Below are 19,262 nucleotides of genomic sequence, written 5' to 3' on the forward strand. Positions count from 1 at the left end.
GGCCAGGCCCCCGGCGGGTGGGGGGGTGTTCGGGGCGGGGCGTGGGGCCACGGGGGGGCACTTTGGGGGGGGCCCCGGGGGGGGCCCCCCCCCCCCCCGGGGGGGGGCCCCCCCCCCGGGCCGGCTTCCGAGAGGCCGGCGAGTCCGGACGCACCCGGCGGGTGCCGCGCGCACGCGGGCCACCCGTGGGAGGAAGGTCAGGTGCAGGGGATGACCCGGCCTCCTGTCACGACGCACTTGGGCGGCACCAGGCGTGGGTGTCCGGTGTTCGTCTGCCACTGCACCTTCGGGACGCCCTTGATGATCGCCTGCAGCGCGTAGATGAAGGCCTCCAGGAAGTCGCCCTTCCCTGCGGCGGCCACCGCGCGGGCCCCGTCGATGGCGGCGCCGGTGGCGTCGCCGGCCTGCAGGATCTGGATGTCGCCCAGGGGGCTGACCATCAGCCAGGCGCCGTTGCGGCCATTGGTTCCCGATGCCCAGCAGACCCGCCCGTCGGCGGCGGTGACGACGAGGTTCCCGTCGTCCTGCATGACGGCCTTGGCCCCGCAGCCCACGGTCTTCGACTCCCATACGGCCCAGGTGTGGTCGCCGATGGCGTCGCCCTGCGTGTAGTAGGCGACGAGGTTGCCGTCCTGCTGCATGACGAGCCGGGTGGATTGCTCCGCCGCCCTGGACTCCAGGCTCTGCCCCGGGCACAGGGTGTCCCCGTGCCACATCCACGAACCGGAGGACTGCCGCCCGTTGCAGACCGGGGGGAGCTGCATGCCGTCCGGGAAGCGCGGGTCCCTTCCGCCTCCGCCTCCGGGGTTCCCGCCTCCGGGGTTCCCGCCTCCGCCTCCGCCGGTACCACCGCCGCCGCCGCCGGGGTTCCCCCCGCCGCCTCCGGTGAACGTCGAGTCGTCGAGCTCCCACCACTGGGCGGTGGAGGAGGTGCAGGCCCAGACGGCGAGGTCCTCGTTGCCGTTGACGGCGGTGAGGCAGCCGTTGTCGGCCGCGGAGATGATCCGGTACCAGCCGGGCAGGTTCTGGCTCTCCTGGAAGCGCCAGAGCTGGTTGGCGTTGCCCTCCTGCGCGCTGGTGAGGTGGGTGCGGTGGGTGCTGGGGTTGTGGTCCATCACCATCGCCCCGGCGAACTTCGTCTCGATCAGCCACTGGTTGTTGGGCTTCTGCCACAGCATCCACTGCTGTGCGGCGCTGCCGTTGCGGCCCTGCGCCTTGATCCGGGTGCCGCCGGCGGTGTTGGCGCCGTCGAGGTCCGCGACCAGGCCGCTGTTGCCGGAGCGCAGGACGGTGGTGACGCCGTGGCGCACCCCGCTGCCCCCGGGCGCCTGCGGGGTTCCCCCGCTGCCGGCGTTCCCGCCGCCGGTCGAACCTCCGCCCGTCGAGCCGCCGTTGTTCCCACCGGTGTTCCCGCCGCCGCCGGACGAGCCGCCGGTGTTCCCACCGGCGCCGCCTCCGCTGGAGCCGCCGCCAGGGGTGGGCCCGTTCTGGATGTTGTCGAGCCGCCAGCGCTGGCGGTCCGAGCCGTCGCAGGCCCAGATGCCCAGCTGCTCACCGGCGTTGTTGGCGGTCAGGCAGCCGTTGTCGGCGTCGCTGGTGATCCAGAACCAGCCGCCTCCGGCGTCGTGGAAGGCCCAGTGCTGGTTGGCGTTGCCGTCCATCGTCCGGATCAGGTGGGCGCGGTGGGTGCCCGGGTCGTGGTCCATGACCATGCCCTGGCCGGCGGCGGCCTTGCCGTCGGTCAGCAGCGTCTCGATGATCCAGCGCCCGTTCGCGGTGGGCCAGAACGCCCAGCGCTGCGCGTTGTTGCCGTTCGCGCCGAGCGCCTTGATCGAGGTGCCGGAGGCGGTGTTCGCGCCGTCGAGGTCCGCGACCATGGTGTTGTTCGCCGAGCGCAGGGTGGCGACCTGCGACGAACCGACGCCGGGGCTCACCACCGGGGTGGTGCCGGGCTGCTGCGCGGGCTGCTGCGGGGCGCGCGGCGGGACGGTGCCCAGGCCCCAGCGCTGCGCGTCGCTGGCGTTGCAGTCCCAGATCTGCAGTGCGGTGCCGTTCGCGGAGTTGCCCGCCACGACGTCGAGGCACTTGCCCGAGTTCGGGTTGGCCAGGGAGGAGTCCGCGCCCTGGCGCCAGTTCTGCGCCGCGCTGGCGTTGCAGTCGTACAGGCCCACCCGGGTGCCGCCGGCGGTGTTGCCGGCGGCGACGTCCAGGCACTTGCCGAACGCCTTCAGGACGAGCCCGCCGCTGGTCGCGGTCGGGGTCCACTGCTGGGAGGCGGTGTTGTTGCAGTCGTAGAGGTCGATCGGGGTGTTGTTCGCGGTGTTGCCGGCGGTGACGTCCAGGCACTTGGACGGCAGCGCCGAGTAGACCGGCACCGCGCCCGCGTCGCCGGAGTTCCCGCCACCACCATTGCCACCACCGCCACCGCTGTTGCCACCGGTACCACCGTTGCCGCCGCCGGTCGACGGGTTGTCGACGGCCTCGGTCAGGCGCCACTTCTGGGCGTTGGTGCCGTCACAGCCGAGGATCGCCAGCTCCGCACCGTCGGCCGCCGCGGTGAGGCAGCCGTTGCCGGCGGCGCTGACGACCGTGAACCAGCCGCCCCCGGCGTCGGCGAACCGCCACAGCTGGTTGGCGTTGCCCTCCTGCGCACCGATGAGGTGGGTGCGGTGGGTGGTGGGGTTGTGGTCCATCACCATGCCGCCGCCGAGCTTCGTCTCGATCAGCCACTGGCTGTCCGGCTTCTGCCACAGCGTCCACTTCTGCGCGTCGTTGCCGTTGCGGCCCTGCGCCTTGATGCGCGTCCCGGCGGCGGTGTTGGCGCCGTCGAGGTCCGCGAGCAGGCCGCCGTTGCCCGACTGCAGCACCACCGTCCGGTTGTGCGCGGGCTGCGCACCACCGGCGCCCAGCGGCGGCTGGCCGCCGGTGCCGCCACCGCCCGTGTTGCCACCGCCCGTGCTGCCGCCGTTGTTGCCGTTGCCGCCCCCGGTCGTCGGCACGGTGCCGGAGAGCTTCCACTTCTGCTGCGCGCTGCCGTCGCAGTCGCGGACGGCCAGTACCTCGTGCGCGCCGCGCTGGGTCAGGCAGCCGCCGGCCGCGCTGACGACGTTCGTCCAGCCGCCCCCGGCGTCCTTGAACTGCCACAGCTGGCCGGGCTGCCCGTCCGCGGCGGCCGGTGCGAGCACGCTCTCGTGCCGGCCGGTGTCGTGGGCCAGCAGCATGCGCTCGGCGGCGGAGGCGCGGTTGTAGGTGAGCCGGGTCTCGATCGACCAGTTCCCGTTGCCGCGGTCCCAGAACACCCACTTCTGCGCATCGGTGCCGTTCGGCTCGTAGGCCTGGACGGCGTTGCCCGCCACGGTGCTGGAGCCGCGGACGTCGGGTACGAGGGCGTCCCCGGTGCCCGGCTGGAGGTAGGCGCCGGCCCCGGCATCGTTGCCACTGCCGCCGTTGGGGCCGGTACCGCTGTTGGGGCCGGTGCCGCCGTTGGGGCCGCTGGGAGTCGACGGGCCGCCGAAGATCGGCGGGAACATGGGCAGCGCGGGGAACCAGGGCAGCGAGATCCCCGGAGGCGCGGGCACCGGCGGACGGCCGCCGGTGGAACCGTCGTCACCGCCCGGGGTCTTGCCGTCCGACGGGTCCTTCCGCTTGCACTTGGGAGGCTCCTCCGGCGACTTGGGCGGGTTCGACCAGGCGGCGGGGTCGTTCGGGAAGCCGGTGGTCGCGGGCCACGGGACGTCCGGCAGCCCCGGCAGCGAGGGCCACGGGACGGTGGGGAACCCGGGGACGGACGGCCAGCGCCAGAGCGGGCTGCCCGGGAGCGTCGGCCAGGTGACGTCCGGAAGCGAGGGTCCGCCCGTCCCCGGCGCGTCCGGCAGGTCGGGGTGGCCCGGCCACGGCACGTTCGGGGAGCCGGGCACCGAGGGCCACTTCACCTGCGGGAAGCCCGGCACGGTGGGCCAGGCCAGGTCCGGGTGCCCCGGGATCGCCGGGTCGGCGGCGCTCGGCAGCCCGGGGATCAGGGCCTTGCCGTCGTCGTTGCCGTTGCCGGGCAGCGGCAGCACCGGCCACGGGACGCCGGGGTGGCCCGGCATGGCGGGCCACGGGATGCTCGGGGAGCCGGGGACGGCCGGCCAGGTCGCCTCGGGGTGGCCGGAGATGGCGGGCCACGCCGTGGTGGGCAGAGCGGGGAAGCCGGGCCAGCGCAGCTCGGGCAGGTCGGGGTGGCCGGGCATCGGGACGCCCGGGAAGCCCGGGACGGACGGCCACGGGATCGCCGGGTGCCCTGGCAGCGACGGCCAGGTCACCTCGGGGCGGTCCGCGACGGTCGGCCACGGCAGGTCGGGGAAGCCGGGGACGGTGTGGCCGGCGCCGGAGCACGGCACGGACAGGTGCCAGCCCTGCCGGTCCGAGCCGTCGCACGGCGCCACCGTCAGCGCGTTGCCGTCCAGGGTGAGGCAACGGCCGTCGGTGGCCGTGGTGATGCGGTAGCCGCCCGCGCCGTCGGCGACGAAGCGCCAGCGCTGGCCGGGGCTGCCGTCGGGCTTGCCGCTCGTCGCGTCGTTCTCGATCGGCCGCACGGCCAGCCGGTCACCGTACGCGGGGACGCTGAGCACGCTGCCCTGTCCGGCCGCGGTGGTGCCGTTGGTCCGGCCGGTCTCGATCACCCAGGTGTCGTCCGACTTCTGCCAGGTCGCCCAGCTCTGCCCGGCGGAGCAGTCGGGGGCGGCGGCCCGTACCGGGCTGCCCGGAGCGGGCGAGGCGTCCGGCACGTCGGCGACCAGGCCGGCGGCTCCGGAGGTCAGGACGGAGACCTTCCCGTGCTGCGGCTCCCGGGCTGTGGCGGCGGAAGCGGAGGTCGTCGACGGCGCGCTGTCGGTCGGGATGCCGACCGGGACGTCAGCCGGGACGCCGGCCGCCGCGAGAGAGATCATGGACGCGGCCGCCGCTCGGGGCCGGATCGGGGGGATCGGCCGACAGGTCTCGTCCTTGCGACGCAGCGGGTCCTTGCTGAACATCACCGGATAGTGGTCCGATTCCTCCACGTAGCTGAGGCGACGTGCCGTGTACTGGTGGTCGGCCGGCAGCCCCCGGGCGATCATGTAGTCGAATTCGGAGGTCGGGAGCTTCATGGGGTAGGTCATCATGCCGGAGCTGACGAGCCGACGACCATCGCCGTACACCTGCGCCATCGACAGTGACCCGGGCTCGCGGTTGAAGTCGCCCATCAGGGCCCAGTTCGCGTCGCCCGTCGCCGTGACCGCCTGGATGGCGGCCGGCACGTTGTTCCGCTCCTGGAAGCCTGTTGCCCTGTTGGTGGCGTGCATGGAGTAGTACCACGTGCCGTCCGCGAGCTTGACGCCCAGGATGGGCTTGGCATCGTCAGCCACCTGGCCGTTGTTCTCCGGCTGAGGCGGGATGACTCTCACCACGGGTGCCGCAGCGTTGTCGACGTTCCGCGACACCACGAGGGCCAGCGAGCGCTCTTTAGGGCCTGACCTGACCCGGTAGATGGTGCGAGTGCCGCCCATCCAGTCGGGAAAGGCGTCCCATCGGTACCTCTGGACCTCGAAACCGTTCGTGTTGATCGATGCTTCGGGCACGATGTCCGGAAAATCCGGATCCACGTCCCGGATTTCCTGCAGCGCGAGAACGTCAACCTGTTGGGCGAGATTGAAGATCTCACTCTGCCATCTGGTGCCGTACTGATTGTTGTAGGTCGCGGCCGAGTGTTCCTGAACGGTCGCCGGTACGGCCTGCGGCGGAGCGACGGGGCCCACCGCGTGCGCGGGTATCGGGAACGCGCCGATGAGCCCCGCCAGGAGGGCGAACAGCGGCACGACCGCCGTGTACGCCCATCGTGGTCGCCACGGTATTCGCCGTTCGGTCGGTGAGGTGGCCGTGCCCGGGTGTGCCATTGGGAAACTCCTTGAAACTTCACAGCTGTACCGGGGCACGTTGACAGCAGGTGGTAGACAAACGATGAACGGGCGGCCTGGCGGCGTTTATCTCGCTGCGGTACCGGTTGTGAACCCGCGACAGGTCCGATGCCCCCACCAGTGGCCAAGGTCGACCAGCAGCCCCAGATGATCCTGATCCTCGTGCGGGACCAGTAGACGGGCCGCGCCGACGGCAAGCCCACCCCCCAGCAGGCCCCCTGCTCGACGCCCTCGCCCAGGTCCGCCCTCACCGCTTCCTGCTGCCGCGTCAGCGTCCCGCAGCCGGCCCGGGCTGCTCATCCGTTCGGGTGAGGCGAGGTTGGAGGGAGGCCGGGGGTGGCAGAACGGCGGGCATGACGACTTCCTCCACCAGGCGCCGCCGGGGCCGCCCTGGCAAGCCGGCCTTCGTGCCCGTGCCCGTGCCCGTCCGCCAGGCCGTCGGTTCCGCGATGCCGTCCGGGCCGCGCCGACCTGCCGCCGGGTGCTGCCGGACCTGGAACAGCGAGCACAGGCTGCCCGGAGGCCAGGTGGTCCGGACGACCTGGCACCAGCCCGCCTGCCCGGCCCGGGCCGTCCGGTGACCACGCGCCAGGCGCCGGACGGACACTGCGCGCGCCGGCTGCCGCGCCCTCCTCGGCGCCTGTTCCGCCGGTGACTTCGGCGGCGCCGGTGACGACGGTGATCGTGGTGTCGGCGGTGCCGACCGGCAGGGGGCGGGTGTCCTCCCGTGGGCCGGGTAGGGCGTTTTGTCCTGGCCCCATCCGGTTTCGGATGGACGGCTGCCCCGGGGCGAGGTGCTCCCGGGGCAGCCGTGGTGCGGGTGCGGGTGGGGTCAGCCCTGCCCGCCGATGCCGATGCCGGTCTCGGTGGCGTTGCCCGCGACGCCGCCCGGGCCGACCGCGACGGCGCCGGTGAGGAAGGAGGAGCCGCAGGGGCCGAACTGGGCGTCGGTGACCTGGAGGGCGCTGCCGTTCGGGCCGACGGCGAACGCGCCGCTGTCGAAGTTGAGGGTGGGGATGTTGTCGGGCGCGGCGGCGGAGGCGCTGGACGCCGCGCCGATGACGAGCGGGAGGCTGAGGACGGAGACGGCCAGGATGCGGTGCGCGGTACGCATGGGTGGAACCCTTCGAGGTGCGTGGTGAGGGTGGATCGGACGGCCGCGGTGTGGCGGTCCGTCACCATCCACACACGTTCGTGTGCCCATCGCTACCGGGGGAGGCTGTTCGTACCATCGGTTCACTCGGCTCTCGGCCCGGGCCCGCCGGCCGGGCGCGGACTGCCGCTGTGGACTTCCGGCCGTGGACCCACCGGCGCCCGCCCCGCCCCGCCCCGCCCCGCCCCGCAGGGCCTGACTCCGTCAGGCGAGGTTCTGTTCCAGGGCCGCGAGGTAACGCTTCATCGCGTGGTCGCGCACACCGGCCGTGGCCGGAGCGAACGCGTCGGCGGTCAGGCCCTTGGCGCGGTCGGCGAGCCCGGCGACCAGGCCCATGGAGTCGTGGAGCCGGCCCGAGGAGTCGATGTACTTCAGCGCCTCGACATGGGTGTAGGCCGGCTCCGGCGGCAGCTGGGGCACGATGTCGTTGTTGTTGACGAACCGGTACAGGCGCCCCTTGAAGCCCTCGTTGCAGGCGGCGGCGAGCAGCCGGTCACAGGTGCGGGGCTGCCCGAACGTGACGATGCCGTCGGCCTGGAGGCGCGGGTCCTCCAGGTACAACCGGGCGCCGGCCAGCATGGCCAGGGCTCCGCCGAGGCTGTGGCCGGTGAACCACACGGTCTGGCCGTTGGTGCGCAGCTGGGCGTGGGCGTCCCGGACGTCAGGGAAGACCGACTCCAGCGCTTCGGCGAAGCCGTAGTGGACGTAGCCGGTGCGGGTGGGGCCCGGCCAGGGCGGCGTGGAGGAGTCGGAGAGCCAGTCGCGGATCTCGGTCGGTTGGGTGCCGCGGAACGCCGTGACGACCATGTGGTCGCTGGCCATGGTGTAGGCCTGGGTGTCCTCCAGCGGGAAGGGCGGGGTGAACCGGGTCTGATGGTGACGCACCCGGTCGAAGCCCCAGTCGCGGGCCTGCTGTTCGATGGCGGCCTCGTCCTGGTAGGCGAGTTCGGACGCCTTCGCCAGCCAGTAGGCATGCGGGACGCTGTAGTTCTTCGCCTGGTGGTCGAAGGTGGTGGGCACGGGCACGGCGATCTCTCCTCCGGGACGGCCGGCGGACGGGGGGAACGCACCGCCGGCGCGGACATCAGACCCCGTCGTACCAGAGCGCGCACCGCCGCCCCGGGCGGGCCGCGCCCGGATGTCACCCCGACAGACGAGCAGGCGCACCGGGCGGCGGGCCGCTACGGGTGGTAGAGGGCGCGGGCGTGCGTCAGGTCGGCAGGCCCGTTCTGGCCGATCTGGAGGAAGTGGTTCACCTGCCAGGCCTGCGTGCTGCGCGCTTGCCGGTTGGTCGTGGTCACCCATGGCGGGTAGACGCGGAACCCCCGTTTCCCGCCGGAGCCGTTGCGGGAGACGATGTCGCGCTCGCACAGTACCTCGCGTGGGAGGACGAACTGCCCGAAGCCGTTGTCGTCGCGGCAGCTGATGACGAAGAGGTCCACCCCGTCGTCGGCGTCGAAGGGCCGGATCGGTCCCTCCTCGGACCGCAACCACACGGTGACGAACTGGCCCACCTTCGTCGGGGTGGTCTTGGCCGCGCGGAACCGGACCGAGCGGCCGTCGATGGTGAACCGGCAGGCCGCGTATTCGGCGCTCTCCGGTTCGGCCACCGGGGGCGAACAGGCGAAACCGCTCGGGTCGTACACCAATGCCTTCGCCGCCAGCAGGTCACCGTGAAGCCCTGCCCACGGCTGATTCGTCACCATCCCGTCATCCTGCCATCGAGACTGCCACCCCTTGAACCAGAAGTGCCTTCCTCGGGCAGACCCACGATCGGCGGCCCTGTGCGCCCCAACGAAGTTCCTAGCTAGGGTCTGTCGTCAGGCTCTCGCTGCGAAAAGCCGCGAAAGCAGGGCCTCCTGGATCGCTCGTTGGCGTAGACGCCCTCCGAGCTACCACGAGGCCCTGCTGCCATGCCCGCTACCGACCGCGATCACCCGATCGAGACTCCCGTTCGATCGGCAGGCCCCTTGATCGGTACGACAACGGCTACTTGCACAGGAACCCTTACACGTCCGGGCCCTTCACCGCTCGCCCGAGGTCGTGGGTGCGCGGTTACTGGTACTGCGTGGTGACGCTGACGCCGGTGAAGTCCTGCTGGGCGGCGAGGCTGAAGTAGACCCAGCCGGACGGCGGGTTGTTGATGGTCAGGGTCTCGTTGTCGCCAGCGTTGGTGGACTTCGCCTGGTAGCTGCTGGTGGTGGCCCAGCTGCTGCCGCCGTAGTACAGGTCGGCGTTGCCGGTGCCGCCGCTGCTGGTGATGGTCAGTTGCTTGACGCCGGCCGGCAGGTACAGGAAGTGGAAGCTGTAGTTGCCGGTGGTGGCCGCGAGGTTGTCGCGGCGGCAGTTCTTGTCGAACTGGCGCGGGTCGGCGATGGTGCAGAGCGGTGCGGCCGGGGCCGGGGCCTCCGGCAGGGGACCGCAGTCGTTGGTCGCGCAGGTGGTCTTCAGCCAGGTGGCGAAGCCGGCGTCGTAGCTGGTGCCGATGGTCTGCTTCAGGAAGGTGCGGGCACCGTTCCAGTCGCCGGCGCGGTACTTGGTGAGCACGGTCTCGATGTCCGCGCGGTGTTCCTGGAGCATGTAGCGGACCGCCAGCCAGCCCCACCGGTAGACCCGGTTCGAGTTGACGTCGGCGTCCGCCTCCTGGCCGTAGACGGTGTCGAACAGCTCGCTGAGCTTGTAGGTGTTCTTACTGGCCTCGTTGATCGCGGCGGTGTTGCGCTCGTTGCGGTAGCCGTACGAGATGTTCTCGGCGATGCCTTCGACCCACCAGATGGTCGGGGTGGTCTGGCTGGCCTCGAAGTCGCCGTACATGTTGTAGCGGCCGTCGAGGTAGTGGGTGTACTCGTGGTTGAGGTTCCAGATCTGGAAGTCGGGGCGCAGCCAGCTGGCCTCGTGGGCGATGAAGCGGGCCTGGTTGCCGGGCTTGGCCGGGTCGCCCTCCTCGTACATGCCGCCGTTGTCCACGTCGATGTCGTAGAAGGCCCAGGCGTACAGCGAGTACTGGGTGTAGTCGTCGAAGACGACGACCTCCAGGTTGGTGTTCACGTCACCGGGGATCGCGCCCTTGTCGCCGATCACCTTGTGGAAGTAGGCGTCCTGGTTGATCAGGCTGGTGCAGGTGGTGGCCAGCTGCCCGGGGGACATGTCCTGGGCGCGGATCTTCAGCCCCGGGTTGCAGATCCGCTGGATCGGCAGGATCACCGGGAGCAGACGGTCGCTCAGGTCGCAGATGGCGTAGGCCGCGCAGTTGCCCTTGTCGAACTGGCGGGTGGCCCAGCCCAGGTTCATGGTGATCGGGGCGGTGGGGCCGACGTTCGGGTAGCGGTTGATCAAGTCCTTGAGCAGTGGCCGCAGCCGGTCCTTGAGCTCGGGGACGTCGAGGGCGTAACCGAGGTAGCGGCCGATGTTGCTGACGATGTCCAGGCGGTTCAGCTGGGAGTCGTTGCGGGTGATGAATCCGGCCCAGGTGTCGAGGATGCTGGGGTCGGTCTTGAGGGCGGCCTTCCAGCCCCGGCTGTCGGTCTTGGAGTCGAAGCCGTCCTTGATGACCCACTCGAAGTGGTCCAGGGAGAGGGTCATCGACTGGGGCCAGGTGCCGTTGTAGTTGGCGAGCACCCACTTGACGACGCTGGCGTACCGGCCGAGCGTGTGGGTCTGGCCGATCACCGTGACGACCTCGTTGAGGGTGTCGCCGTTGGCGTCGGTGACGTCCTTGCTGTGCGGGGCGGCGAAGAAGGCGTCCAGCGCGCCGCGGGCCGCAGTGTCCAGGGTGGCGCCGTAGCTGCCGACCTCGTTCGGGCGGGTCTCCTGCACGTAGTAGCCGGCGCGCAGGAACATCACCAGCTGCCCGATGGACGTGCTGTTGTCGCCCGAGTAGGTGGCGGAGGTGTCGCGCAGTGCGTTGGCGACGGTCACCATCTGGGACTCGCGGAAGGCCTTCCCGGCGTCGGCGCCGGTGAGGTTGAACAGCGGGTAGGCGCAGGGGACGTTCGGCAGTGCCTTGAGCTGCTGGACCAACGCGCTGCCCGTGGCGTTGATCACTCCGGACAGGTTCGGGCAGGGTTCCCCGGCGGTGGCCGAGAACTGCTTGGCCGCCTTGGCGGGCTCGCTGACCGGGGCGCCCGGCGCGGTGGCCTCCTCTGCGTGGTCCTGGGCGAAGAGCTTGAAGGAGCTGTTGTTCCTGGCGTCGGGTGACTTGGGGACCGGGATGGACCGCGGCGCCTGGGTGGCGGGTCCGGCGGCGTTCGCGCCAGCCGGGGTCGTGGCGCCGACGGGGGCGGCCTGGCTCTGCGGTGTGAACAGGCCGAGCGCGATGAAGAGGGCCGCGCCGAGCGCGGGGAGTCTGCGCGCGTTGACCTTCGATATCCGGGAGAGACGCATCTGTGGGGGCCTCCGGGGCCGTTGTGACCGCGTGTTGGGGCACGCGACCGCTCGATGTGTGACATGTAAAATGTCACGTGTCGCATAGGCTCGGGAAGACTCGGGACCGGATTGCCGTCCACCGCAACCGAAACGTTGTCAGATCGGGCGGCTCCGGACCTGCTCCTGGCGAAAACGCCATCCGCCCTGTTCAGGCCGCGTGTTGGTACTCGTGGAGTGTGCCGCCGAGGACGGCGCGGTCGGTGGCGGTGGGCGTGGGCCTGCCGACCTGTCGCTGAAGTGCGAGTGGTTGGTGGCACAGGGCGAGGACCTCGATGTCCTTCTCTCAGCTGCTCATCGGCAGGAGTGGTTCAGCACGATTCACCCGGTCGTCGGTCAGAGCCGGAGCCATGGATCCGCGATATCGCGAGGCCGATCCTCCGGCCCCCGGGGTTGCCGTAGTCCAGAGGCACCTTGACCTTCGCGCACTCGAACCCCGCCGGCCCGCCCGCGTCACAGCGCTCCCAGCGAAGCTCCTGCTGCGCGTACTCCTGGAGCGGATCGCCTCCAGTCTTCGTTCAGGCGCACTCGCCCCCCGTACGGCGCAGGGATGGGTTCATGATCAGACTTGCGGCGTACGGGGGACGGGCTGACGTAAGGCCAGAGTCCCACCTCCCGCCGACCGTCGGTCAGGGCCGACGGCCTGTCGCCCGCCTGCGGGCGCTCGCGCTGCGCACTCCTCGGCCCGCAGCGCGGCGACGGTACGCCCGGCCGCGGTACGGCCGGCGCGGCCGATCGCCTCGACGTCAAACGAACTGCCTAGCGGCCGATGTCGTCCAGCGCGGCGAGATCGTCGTCGGAGAGCTGGAGTCCCGCGCCTGCGACGTTCTCTCGCAGGTGTGCCACCGACGAGGTGCCGGGGATCAGCAGGATGTTCGGCGACCGCCGCAGCAGCCAGGCCAGGGCGACCGACATCGGCGTCGCGTCCAGCCGGGAGGCCACCGCCGTGAGCGCGGAGGACTGCAGCGGGCTGAAGCCGCCGAGGGGGAAGAAGGGCACGTAGGCGACGTCCTGTTCGGCGAGTTCGTCGATCAGCTCGTCGTCGTGGCGGTGGGCGAGGTTGTACATGTTCTGGACGCACACGATCGGCGCGATCGAGAGTGCCTCGGCGATCTGTTCCGCCGTCGCGTTGCTCACGCCGAGGTGCCGGATCAAGCCCTGCTGCTGGAGTTCGACGAGTGTTTCGAAGGCCTCGGCGAGCGAGCCCGGCTGGGGACCCTGGGCGTCGCCGAGCCGGAGGTTGACCACGTCCAGCGTGTCGAGGCCGAGGTTCTCCAGGTTCTCCTGGACGGCCCTGCGCAGGTCTTCGGGCTTGCGGGCCGGGGGCCAGCCTCCCTCCTGGTCCCGGGTCGTGCCGACCTTGGTCACGATGTGCAGCGAGTCGCGGTACGGGTGCAGGGCTTCGCGGATCAGCTGGTTGGTGATGTGCGGGCCGTAGGCGTCGGCGGTGTCGACGTGGGTGATCCCGAGGCCGACGGCCTCGCGCAGAACAGCGAGCGCGCCGTCGTGGTCGGCGGGCGGGCCCATGACCCAGGGGCCGGTGAGCTGCATGGCGCCATAGCCGAACCGGGTGACGGTCAGGTCGCCCAGGTTCCAGGTGCCGCCGGGAAGCGTCGCGGGGAACGTGCCCATTCTCTTGCCTTTCGTGTCAGCGAGGTGGTGGTGCCTGTCGGCGCCCTGCACCATCATTGGTGAGTAGCTTCCTGACAGGAAGTAGGTACTTCGGAGTGCGTAAGGCACCCGTGGGTGAGAGGAGCAGCCGATGGCGACGGTGACGGCGGCCCAGCAGAGGGCACAGGCCAAGGTGGAGTACGACGCATTCCTGGCGGTCTGCCCCAGCCGCAAACTGCTCGACCGGATCTCCGACAAATGGGTCGCACTGATCCTGGCCGGGCTCGGCAGCGACGCCCCTCACCGGCCGGGCGCCGACTGCGCCGGCGAGCCCCGGGCGTTGCGCTACTCGGAGCTGCTGCGCCTGCTGGCCGGTGTCAGCCAGAAGATGCTCACCCAGACGCTGCGCTCCCTGGAGCGCGACGGCCTGGTGTCCCGCACCGTGGTGCCGACCGTGCCCGTCACCGTCTCCTACGAGCTGACCGATCTCGGCCTGTCGTTGTACGGGATGATGCGCGGCCTCAAGGCCTGGGCCGAGGTGCACATGGACGATGTGCTGGCCAACCGCGAGACCTACGACACCCGCGGCGCCTGACCCGCGGCGCCTGAAAGCCACAAGGGCAGGACGAGGCCGGGTGCCCGTTTCGGGCACTGGCCCGGTTCCTCAGGGGTGATATCAGGGGCGATATCAGGGGCAGTCCGGAGGTGCCGATCCCGCGTGGGGCCGTAGCGTCGGCGCGGCGGGTGGCCGATGCGCCCGACCGACCCCCACGGAGAAGGCGAGCGCGTGTTCCGGAGCAAGGTTCCAGCAGCGGCCCCGTCTCCTGGCGAGGGGCGGGCCCCGGGCCAGCCGTATGTCGTCGAGCAGCACGGGATGCGGATGGCCGCGCTGGAGCCCGGCGGGAGTGGGACGAAGCCGTGCTGAAGATCGCCGCAGCCACCCTGCGCCACCGCCTGACGGGCTTCGCGGGCGCCTTCCTCGCCCTCACGCTCGGCACCACGATGATCGGCATGATGACGCTGACCCTCGCCGCCACCTTCGGCACGCCGCACCCGGGTCCGCAGAGGTTCAAGGAGGCCTCGGCCGTCCTGGCACCGCAGGGCTTCGACGGGCGCCCGATGAAGGCCCCCGCCGTCCTGCCGCCCGACGTCGTCGCGAAGGCGGCCGCGACCGGGCACGCTACGCCCGACCGCAGCTTTCCCGTGCAACTCGCCTCCGGCTCCGGGGAGATGACGGGCCACCCCTGGCCCTCGGCCGCCTTCGCGGGCTACCGCCTGGCGGCCGGGCGCGCGCCGCAGGCCGCGGACGAGATCGTCGTCGGCGGCGGCTCCCGGGAGCCGATCGGACGCCAGACCGGCGTCACGACGGGCGACGGCGCCGGCCACTACCGGGTGGTGGGCGTCACCGACGCGCTCTGGTTCGAGAACGCGGTCTTCTTCAGCGCCGCCGAGGCGCAGCGCCTGTCACCCGGAGTGAACGCGCTCGTCACCGACCAGGAGGCGAAGCAGCTGGCCGCGCTCGCGGGCGACCGGGCCGTGGTCCTCACCGGCGACGGCCTGACCCGGTTGGACCCAGACTCCACCGGTGGCGCCCAGGCACTGGCCAATGCCCAGGCCATGGCGGGCAGTACGACCGGACTCGCCGTGTGTGTCGCGGTGTTCGTCGTCGCCGCGACCTTCGCCTTCGCCGCCGAGCAGCGCCGCCGCGAACTGGCGCTGCTGCGCCTGGTGGGCGCGGCCCCCGGGCAGGTACGGCGCATGGTGCTCTGGGAGGCCCTGCTGATCGGCCTGGCCGCGGCGGTCGCCGGCTGCCTGCTCGCGCTGCTGTGCACCGTGCCGCTGCGTTCCTGGATGCTCGACCACCACGTGGCCCCGTCGTGGTTCACCATCCCCGTCACCGTCCTGCCGCTGCTGGTCGCCGCCGTCATCGGCGTCGCCGCCGCGCTGGCCGGCTCGGCCGCGACCCTGGTGCGCGTCTCGCTGATCCGCCCGATCGAGGTGCTGCGCGAGAGCGTGCTGGAGCGCCGCGCGATGACGCCGGCCCGCTGGCTGCTGGGCGTCGGGATGCTGGCCGGCGCGGTCGTCGCGGGCATCGTCATCTCCCGCACCGAGCCGTACCTCGCGGCCAGCGCCCGCAAGTACGAGGTGGTGCCGGTGCTCTACGTCGGCGCGGTCACCCTGCTGACCCCGGCCCTGCTGCGCCCGGTGACGAGGCTGCTGCTCCGCCCGCTGCGCAGCTGCGCCACGGCCGGCCCGCTGCTGGTGCGGGAGAACATCCTCACCTCCCGGCGCCGTACGGCCGCCACCGTGGCGCCGATCGTGGTGGCCGTCGGGCTGGTCGCCGCGATGCTGACGATGCAGGAGTCCGGCGACGCGGCGCTGCTGGCCCGGCAGCAGCAGGAGATCCGCGCGGCGGACGTGGTCGTGCCCGGAGGCTCGGGGATCGACGGCCCGACGCTCGCCCGCCTGGCGGCCGTGCCCGGGATCCGGGTCACCCCGGTCACCTCGATGAACGTCCGGATCGGTACCGCCGCCGGTGAGCAGATCGACTCGCTGAGCGCGAAGGCCGTCCCGGCGGCGGCGCTGGGCGCTACCGTCACGCCGCCGGTGCTCTCCGGCTCCCTCGCCTCTCTGCCCGAGGACTTCCTGGTCATCGACGAGCACGCGGCCGAGTCCGACGCCCTGGCGGTCGGGGACCGCGTGGTCATGCTGCTGCCGACGGGCACGAGGGCCTCGACCGTCGTCGCGGCGGTGGTCGCGCGCGGCCTGAACGGGGACGACACCTACGTGTCCTCGGCGCTGACCGGCGCGCTGATGCCGAGCCGGGTCTACCTCGACTCCTCGGCGGGCGCCGGCGCGGCGCTCGACCCGCAGCAGACGGCCGCGGTGAACCAGGCGCTGGCAGGTTCCGGCGCGCATGTGGTGACCTACGACGCCTACCTTGAGGCCGAGCGCGCGCATGCCGCGCAGCAGACGGACAACGCGGCGGTGATCATCCTGGGGATCGCGCTGGCCTACGCGCTGATCGCGGTCGCCAACACCCTGATCATGGCGATGGCGGGGAGGCGGCGGGAGTTCGCCCTGCTCGCTCTCACCGGCGCGGTGCGCGGTCAGATCGTGAGGGTGGCCGCGGCCGAGTCGGCCGTGGCGGTGGTCGTCGCCACCCTGCTCGCTGCCGTGGCGACCGCGCTCGCCGCACTGACCCAGCGCGTCTCGTTGGGCAAGCTCGTGGCCGACGCGCCGACGGTGGTCCCGTGGGCGCGGATCGGGGAGGCCGTCGCGCTCTGCGCCCTCGTCGCCCTGGCCACCGCGGCGGGCGCGGCCGTGCGTGCGACCCGTGGGCGGGCGGTCGAGGGCGCGGGCGTCCGCGAGTGAGGAGCCATCTGGCAGGAGGCCTGGACCCTCGGGTGAACACCACCGAGCCGACGGCCTGTCAACGCACCCGTTGACGGGAGCGTTGACGCCGCGTCTACCGGGGCCCGGTGGCATGAGCGCAGGCCGGTTCCAGGGGGGAACCGCCCGAGAGGAGAGCCCCGAGATGTTCACCCGTCGTACGGCCGCCGCCGTCGTCCTGTCCGCCGCGACCGTCGTGTCCGGGATGGCCTTCGGCGCCGGGACCGCCAGCGCGGCCGAGTCGCTCCCGTCCAGCGGCGCCGACTACCGCATCTCCAGTTACGCGGGCGGCGCCCTGCAGTGGGACAGCCGCAACAACGCCTCCAACGTGGTGGTCCGCGACTGGAACGAGTCCTCCGCCCAGCAGGTCTGGACGGTCAGGGACGAGGGCAACGGCACCTGGTCGGTCAAGGTGCCCGGCACCAACAACGCCGTCGACCGGGACCGGGTCAAGAACACCGTCGGTGCCTGGAACTACGTCGGCGCGGACAACCAGAAGTGGTGGCTGGAGAACACCTCGATGGGCAGCGGCCGGGCCTGGCTGCTGCACAGCGTCTCGGACAGCAACCTCTGCCTGGCCCGTGGCGCGGACCTGAACGCCAAGGTGGCCGCCTGCAACGCGGGGGACCAGGCGCAGTCCTGGAACCTCGACCGCAACGGCGCCACCACCCCGCCGACCGCCGGCCGCCCGGCCATCGACCTCGACTACTCGCAGGCCCCGGACCTCGGGCCGTGGCTGGAGCAGCAGAAGAGGACCGTCGCGGACTACTACCCGACGATCTCCAACCTGATCACCAAGGGAGCCTTCGCCGCCCCCAGCTACTTCAAGATCATCTTCGACCCGAAGCTGACCGACAACCCCGCGTTCACCACGGTGAACCCCAGCAACGGCGTCAAGGAGGTCCACGTCAACATCGGCTACACCCGCGGGAACAAGGGTGACACCGGCTTCCTGGTGCACGAGGCCGTGCACGTCGCGGTCTGGGACAGCCCGTTCTCCGGCAAGTGGTGGCTGGGCGAGGGCCTGGCGGACTGGGTGCGCGACTACAACTTCCAGCCGGGCACCGGCGCCCAGCACTTCGGCCCGGACTCCAACTACGACAGCGGCTACCAGGCCACCGCCCGGTTCATCGACTACGTCTCGAAGGCCTACAACAAGCCCGACCTGGCACACCTGCTGAACACCACGAACTACAACGAGCAGATCTGGGTCCAGCTCACCGGCAAGAGCGCCCAGCAGCTCTGGAACGAGATGCCCAAGTAACCCGCGCCCCCACACCCCACCCGACGGCCCGGCGTACCCGGAGACGCCGGAAGGTCACCTGTTCGAGTGAAGGTCGAGATCGGGGTCCCGAGTTCTGATCGGTCGTCACCGATGATGCGTTCGAGAGCTTGCGGCGAGGGCCGGGCAAGAGCGGCCCGTCGGGAGGCAACGCCGCCGCGTCCTGGTGGCAGCCTCCGCGGCCGCGCGCCCGGCGCGGTCGCATTCCCGCATGACAGCACACCCGATGAGGAGATGAAGTGGCGGAGAAGCGGCTCAAGTCCTGGGGCAACAACCGCGCAGGTCAGCTCGGCGACGGCACCTGGACGGACATTCGTACGACGGCCACCACCGTGCTGGGGCTGACGAGCGCCGAGGTGGTGAAGATCGCCGCCGGGGGAAGCGGCCCCGCCACAGGTTTCGGGCTGGCCCTGCTGACCGACCGCACGGTGCAGACGTGGGGCGCCAACGGGTCCGGGCAGCTCGGTGACGGTTCGGTGTTCAGCCACAACGCGCCCGGCCAGGTCGTCAACCTTTCCGATGCCACCGATGTCGCCGCGGGCGGAGTGCACAGCCTGGCCCTGCTCGCCGACCGGACCGTGGTCGCCTGGGGGCGCAACAACCACGGCCAGCTCGGCAACGGGACCAACGCCGACAGCAGCGTCCCGGTCCGGGTCGAGGGACTCGGCAAGGTGATCGCGATCGCCGCCGGACTCAACCACAGCCTGGCGCTGCGCGCGGACGGCACCGTGTGGGCCTGGGGCCACAACATCAACGGCCAGCTCGGGGACGGAACTTCGGCGAGCCGCAACGTGCCGTCCTTGGTGAACAACCTGACCGGTGTGACCCGGATCGCCGCCGGCGCCGACCACAACCTGGCCCTGGTCGGCCCGCCGAGCAGCTCCACCAAGCCCACCAGTGGCACCGCGGTGAAGGCGTGGGGCTACAACGCCACCGGCCAGCTCGGCGACAACACCACCATCAGCCGCTTCACCCCGGTCGACACCCAGGGCAGCTGGCTCGGCGGGGTCTCCGGGATCGCGGCCGGAGCCCACCACAGCCTGGCCGTCACCGACAGCGGCAACCAGCTCAAGGCCTGGGGCCGGAACACCTCCGGCCAGATCGGCGACGGCACCACCGACTACCGGAGCACCCCCGTCCCGGTCCCCGGCCTCACCGGCATCCAGCTGATCGCCGGCGGCCGCGAACACACCATCGTCCTGCTCGGCGACAACACCGTCCGCGCCTGGGGCAACAACGGCTCCGGCCAACTCGGCAACGGCACCACCACGGACAGCAGCACCCCCGTCACCTCGCTCACCGCGCTGACCGGTGTCGACAAGATCGCCGCACCCCTCGGCGGCGACTTCAGCCTGGCCAACTGAACCCGGCGCGGGGGGGGGGGGGGGGCGCGGGGGCGGGGGGGGCCCCCCCCACCCCCCCCCGCCCCCCCGGGGAGACAGGGGGGGGGCGCGGCGCGCGGCGA

At 71.8% G+C, this 19,262-nt stretch carries 11 protein-coding genes; 5 read left to right on the top strand and 6 right to left on the bottom strand.

Going from position 1 to position 19,262, the window contains the following annotated elements:
* Positions 1-197: 197 nt before the first annotated feature.
* Entirely contained in the window at positions 198-5,387 is a 5,190-nt protein-coding gene (locus ACFV6D_RS29505; RefSeq protein ID WP_380561773.1) for an RICIN domain-containing protein, read from the bottom strand.
* A gap of 902 nt (positions 5,388-6,289) precedes the next feature.
* Here ACFV6D_RS29505 and ACFV6D_RS29510 point away from each other — a divergent pair.
* Entirely contained in the window at positions 6,290-6,517 is a 228-nt protein-coding gene (locus ACFV6D_RS29510; RefSeq protein WP_380425104.1) for a hypothetical protein, read from the top strand.
* Positions 6,518-6,768: 251 nt separating this feature from the next.
* Here ACFV6D_RS29510 and ACFV6D_RS29515 read toward each other — a convergent pair whose 3' ends face one another.
* The 5 genes from ACFV6D_RS29515 to ACFV6D_RS29535 all read right to left on the bottom strand — a co-directional run bounded on the left by ACFV6D_RS29515 (position 6,769) and on the right by ACFV6D_RS29535 (position 13,143).
* Entirely contained in the window at positions 6,769-7,050 is a 282-nt protein-coding gene (locus ACFV6D_RS29515) for a hypothetical protein (protein ID WP_063351972.1), read from the bottom strand.
* A gap of 243 nt (positions 7,051-7,293) precedes the next feature.
* Positions 7,294-8,115 carry a lipase family protein gene (locus ACFV6D_RS29520; protein ID WP_380561774.1) on the bottom strand — a complete coding sequence of 274 codons (822 nt, stop codon included), beginning with the start codon at positions 8,113-8,115 and terminating at the stop codon, positions 7,294-7,296.
* A 155-nt stretch (positions 8,116-8,270) separates the two neighbouring features.
* Positions 8,271-8,795, bottom strand: coding sequence for a MepB family protein (locus tag ACFV6D_RS29525; protein WP_380561776.1), 525 nt, complete (start codon positions 8,793-8,795; stop codon positions 8,271-8,273).
* 349 nt (positions 8,796-9,144) lie between these two features.
* Positions 9,145-11,472: a collagenase gene (locus ACFV6D_RS29530; protein ID WP_380561778.1), complete on the bottom strand. Its 2,328-nt coding sequence runs from the start codon at positions 11,470-11,472 to the stop codon at positions 9,145-9,147.
* A gap of 798 nt (positions 11,473-12,270) precedes the next feature.
* Positions 12,271-13,143, bottom strand: a complete 873-nt coding sequence (locus ACFV6D_RS29535; protein ID WP_380561780.1) for an aldo/keto reductase family oxidoreductase — start codon at positions 13,141-13,143, stop codon at positions 12,271-12,273.
* A 130-nt stretch (positions 13,144-13,273) separates the two neighbouring features.
* Here ACFV6D_RS29535 and ACFV6D_RS29540 point away from each other — a divergent pair, with 130 nt between their 5' ends.
* The 4 genes from ACFV6D_RS29540 (at position 13,274) to ACFV6D_RS29555 (ending at position 19,161) form a co-directional block, all read left to right on the top strand.
* Positions 13,274-13,717 carry a helix-turn-helix domain-containing protein gene (locus tag ACFV6D_RS29540; RefSeq protein WP_063351967.1) on the top strand — a complete coding sequence of 148 codons (444 nt, stop codon included), beginning with the start codon at positions 13,274-13,276 and terminating at the stop codon, positions 13,715-13,717.
* Positions 13,718-14,040: 323 nt separating this feature from the next.
* Complete coding sequence (locus ACFV6D_RS29545; RefSeq protein WP_380561782.1) at positions 14,041-16,497, top strand: FtsX-like permease family protein; 2,457 nt, start codon at positions 14,041-14,043, stop codon at positions 16,495-16,497.
* Between the two features lie 163 nt (positions 16,498-16,660).
* Positions 16,661-17,779 (top strand): basic secretory protein-like protein, encoded by a 1,119-nt coding sequence (locus ACFV6D_RS29550; protein WP_380561784.1) that lies wholly within the window; start codon positions 16,661-16,663, stop codon positions 17,777-17,779.
* Between the two features lie 257 nt (positions 17,780-18,036).
* Positions 18,037-19,161, top strand: coding sequence for an RCC1 domain-containing protein (locus ACFV6D_RS29555; protein WP_380561785.1), 1,125 nt, complete (start codon positions 18,037-18,039; stop codon positions 19,159-19,161).
* Positions 19,162-19,262 lie beyond the last annotated feature (101 nt).

The organism is Kitasatospora sp. NPDC059812 (genome assembly GCF_042732075.1).
Taxonomy (GTDB): Bacteria; Actinomycetota; Actinomycetes; order Streptomycetales; family Streptomycetaceae; genus Kitasatospora.

What these genes read in the sequence shown, in the direction of transcription:
- ACFV6D_RS29510 (WP_380425104.1), top strand. Translation starts at nt 6,290, where the DNA reads ATGACGACTTCCTCCACCAGGCGCCGCCGGGGCCGCCCTGGCAAGCCG.
- ACFV6D_RS29550 (WP_380561784.1), top strand. Translation starts at nt 16,661, where the DNA reads ATGTTCACCCGTCGTACGGCCGCCGCCGTCGTCCTGTCCGCCGCGACC.
- ACFV6D_RS29530 (WP_380561778.1), bottom strand. Translation starts at nt 11,472, where the DNA reads ATGCGTCTCTCCCGGATATCGAAGGTCAACGCGCGCAGACTCCCCGCG.
- ACFV6D_RS29535 (WP_380561780.1), bottom strand. Translation starts at nt 13,143, where the DNA reads ATGGGCACGTTCCCCGCGACGCTTCCCGGCGGCACCTGGAACCTGGGC.
- ACFV6D_RS29515 (WP_063351972.1), bottom strand. Translation starts at nt 7,050, where the DNA reads ATGCGTACCGCGCACCGCATCCTGGCCGTCTCCGTCCTCAGCCTCCCG.
- ACFV6D_RS29540 (WP_063351967.1), top strand. Translation starts at nt 13,274, where the DNA reads ATGGCGACGGTGACGGCGGCCCAGCAGAGGGCACAGGCCAAGGTGGAG.
- ACFV6D_RS29525 (WP_380561776.1), bottom strand. Translation starts at nt 8,795, where the DNA reads ATGGTGACGAATCAGCCGTGGGCAGGGCTTCACGGTGACCTGCTGGCG.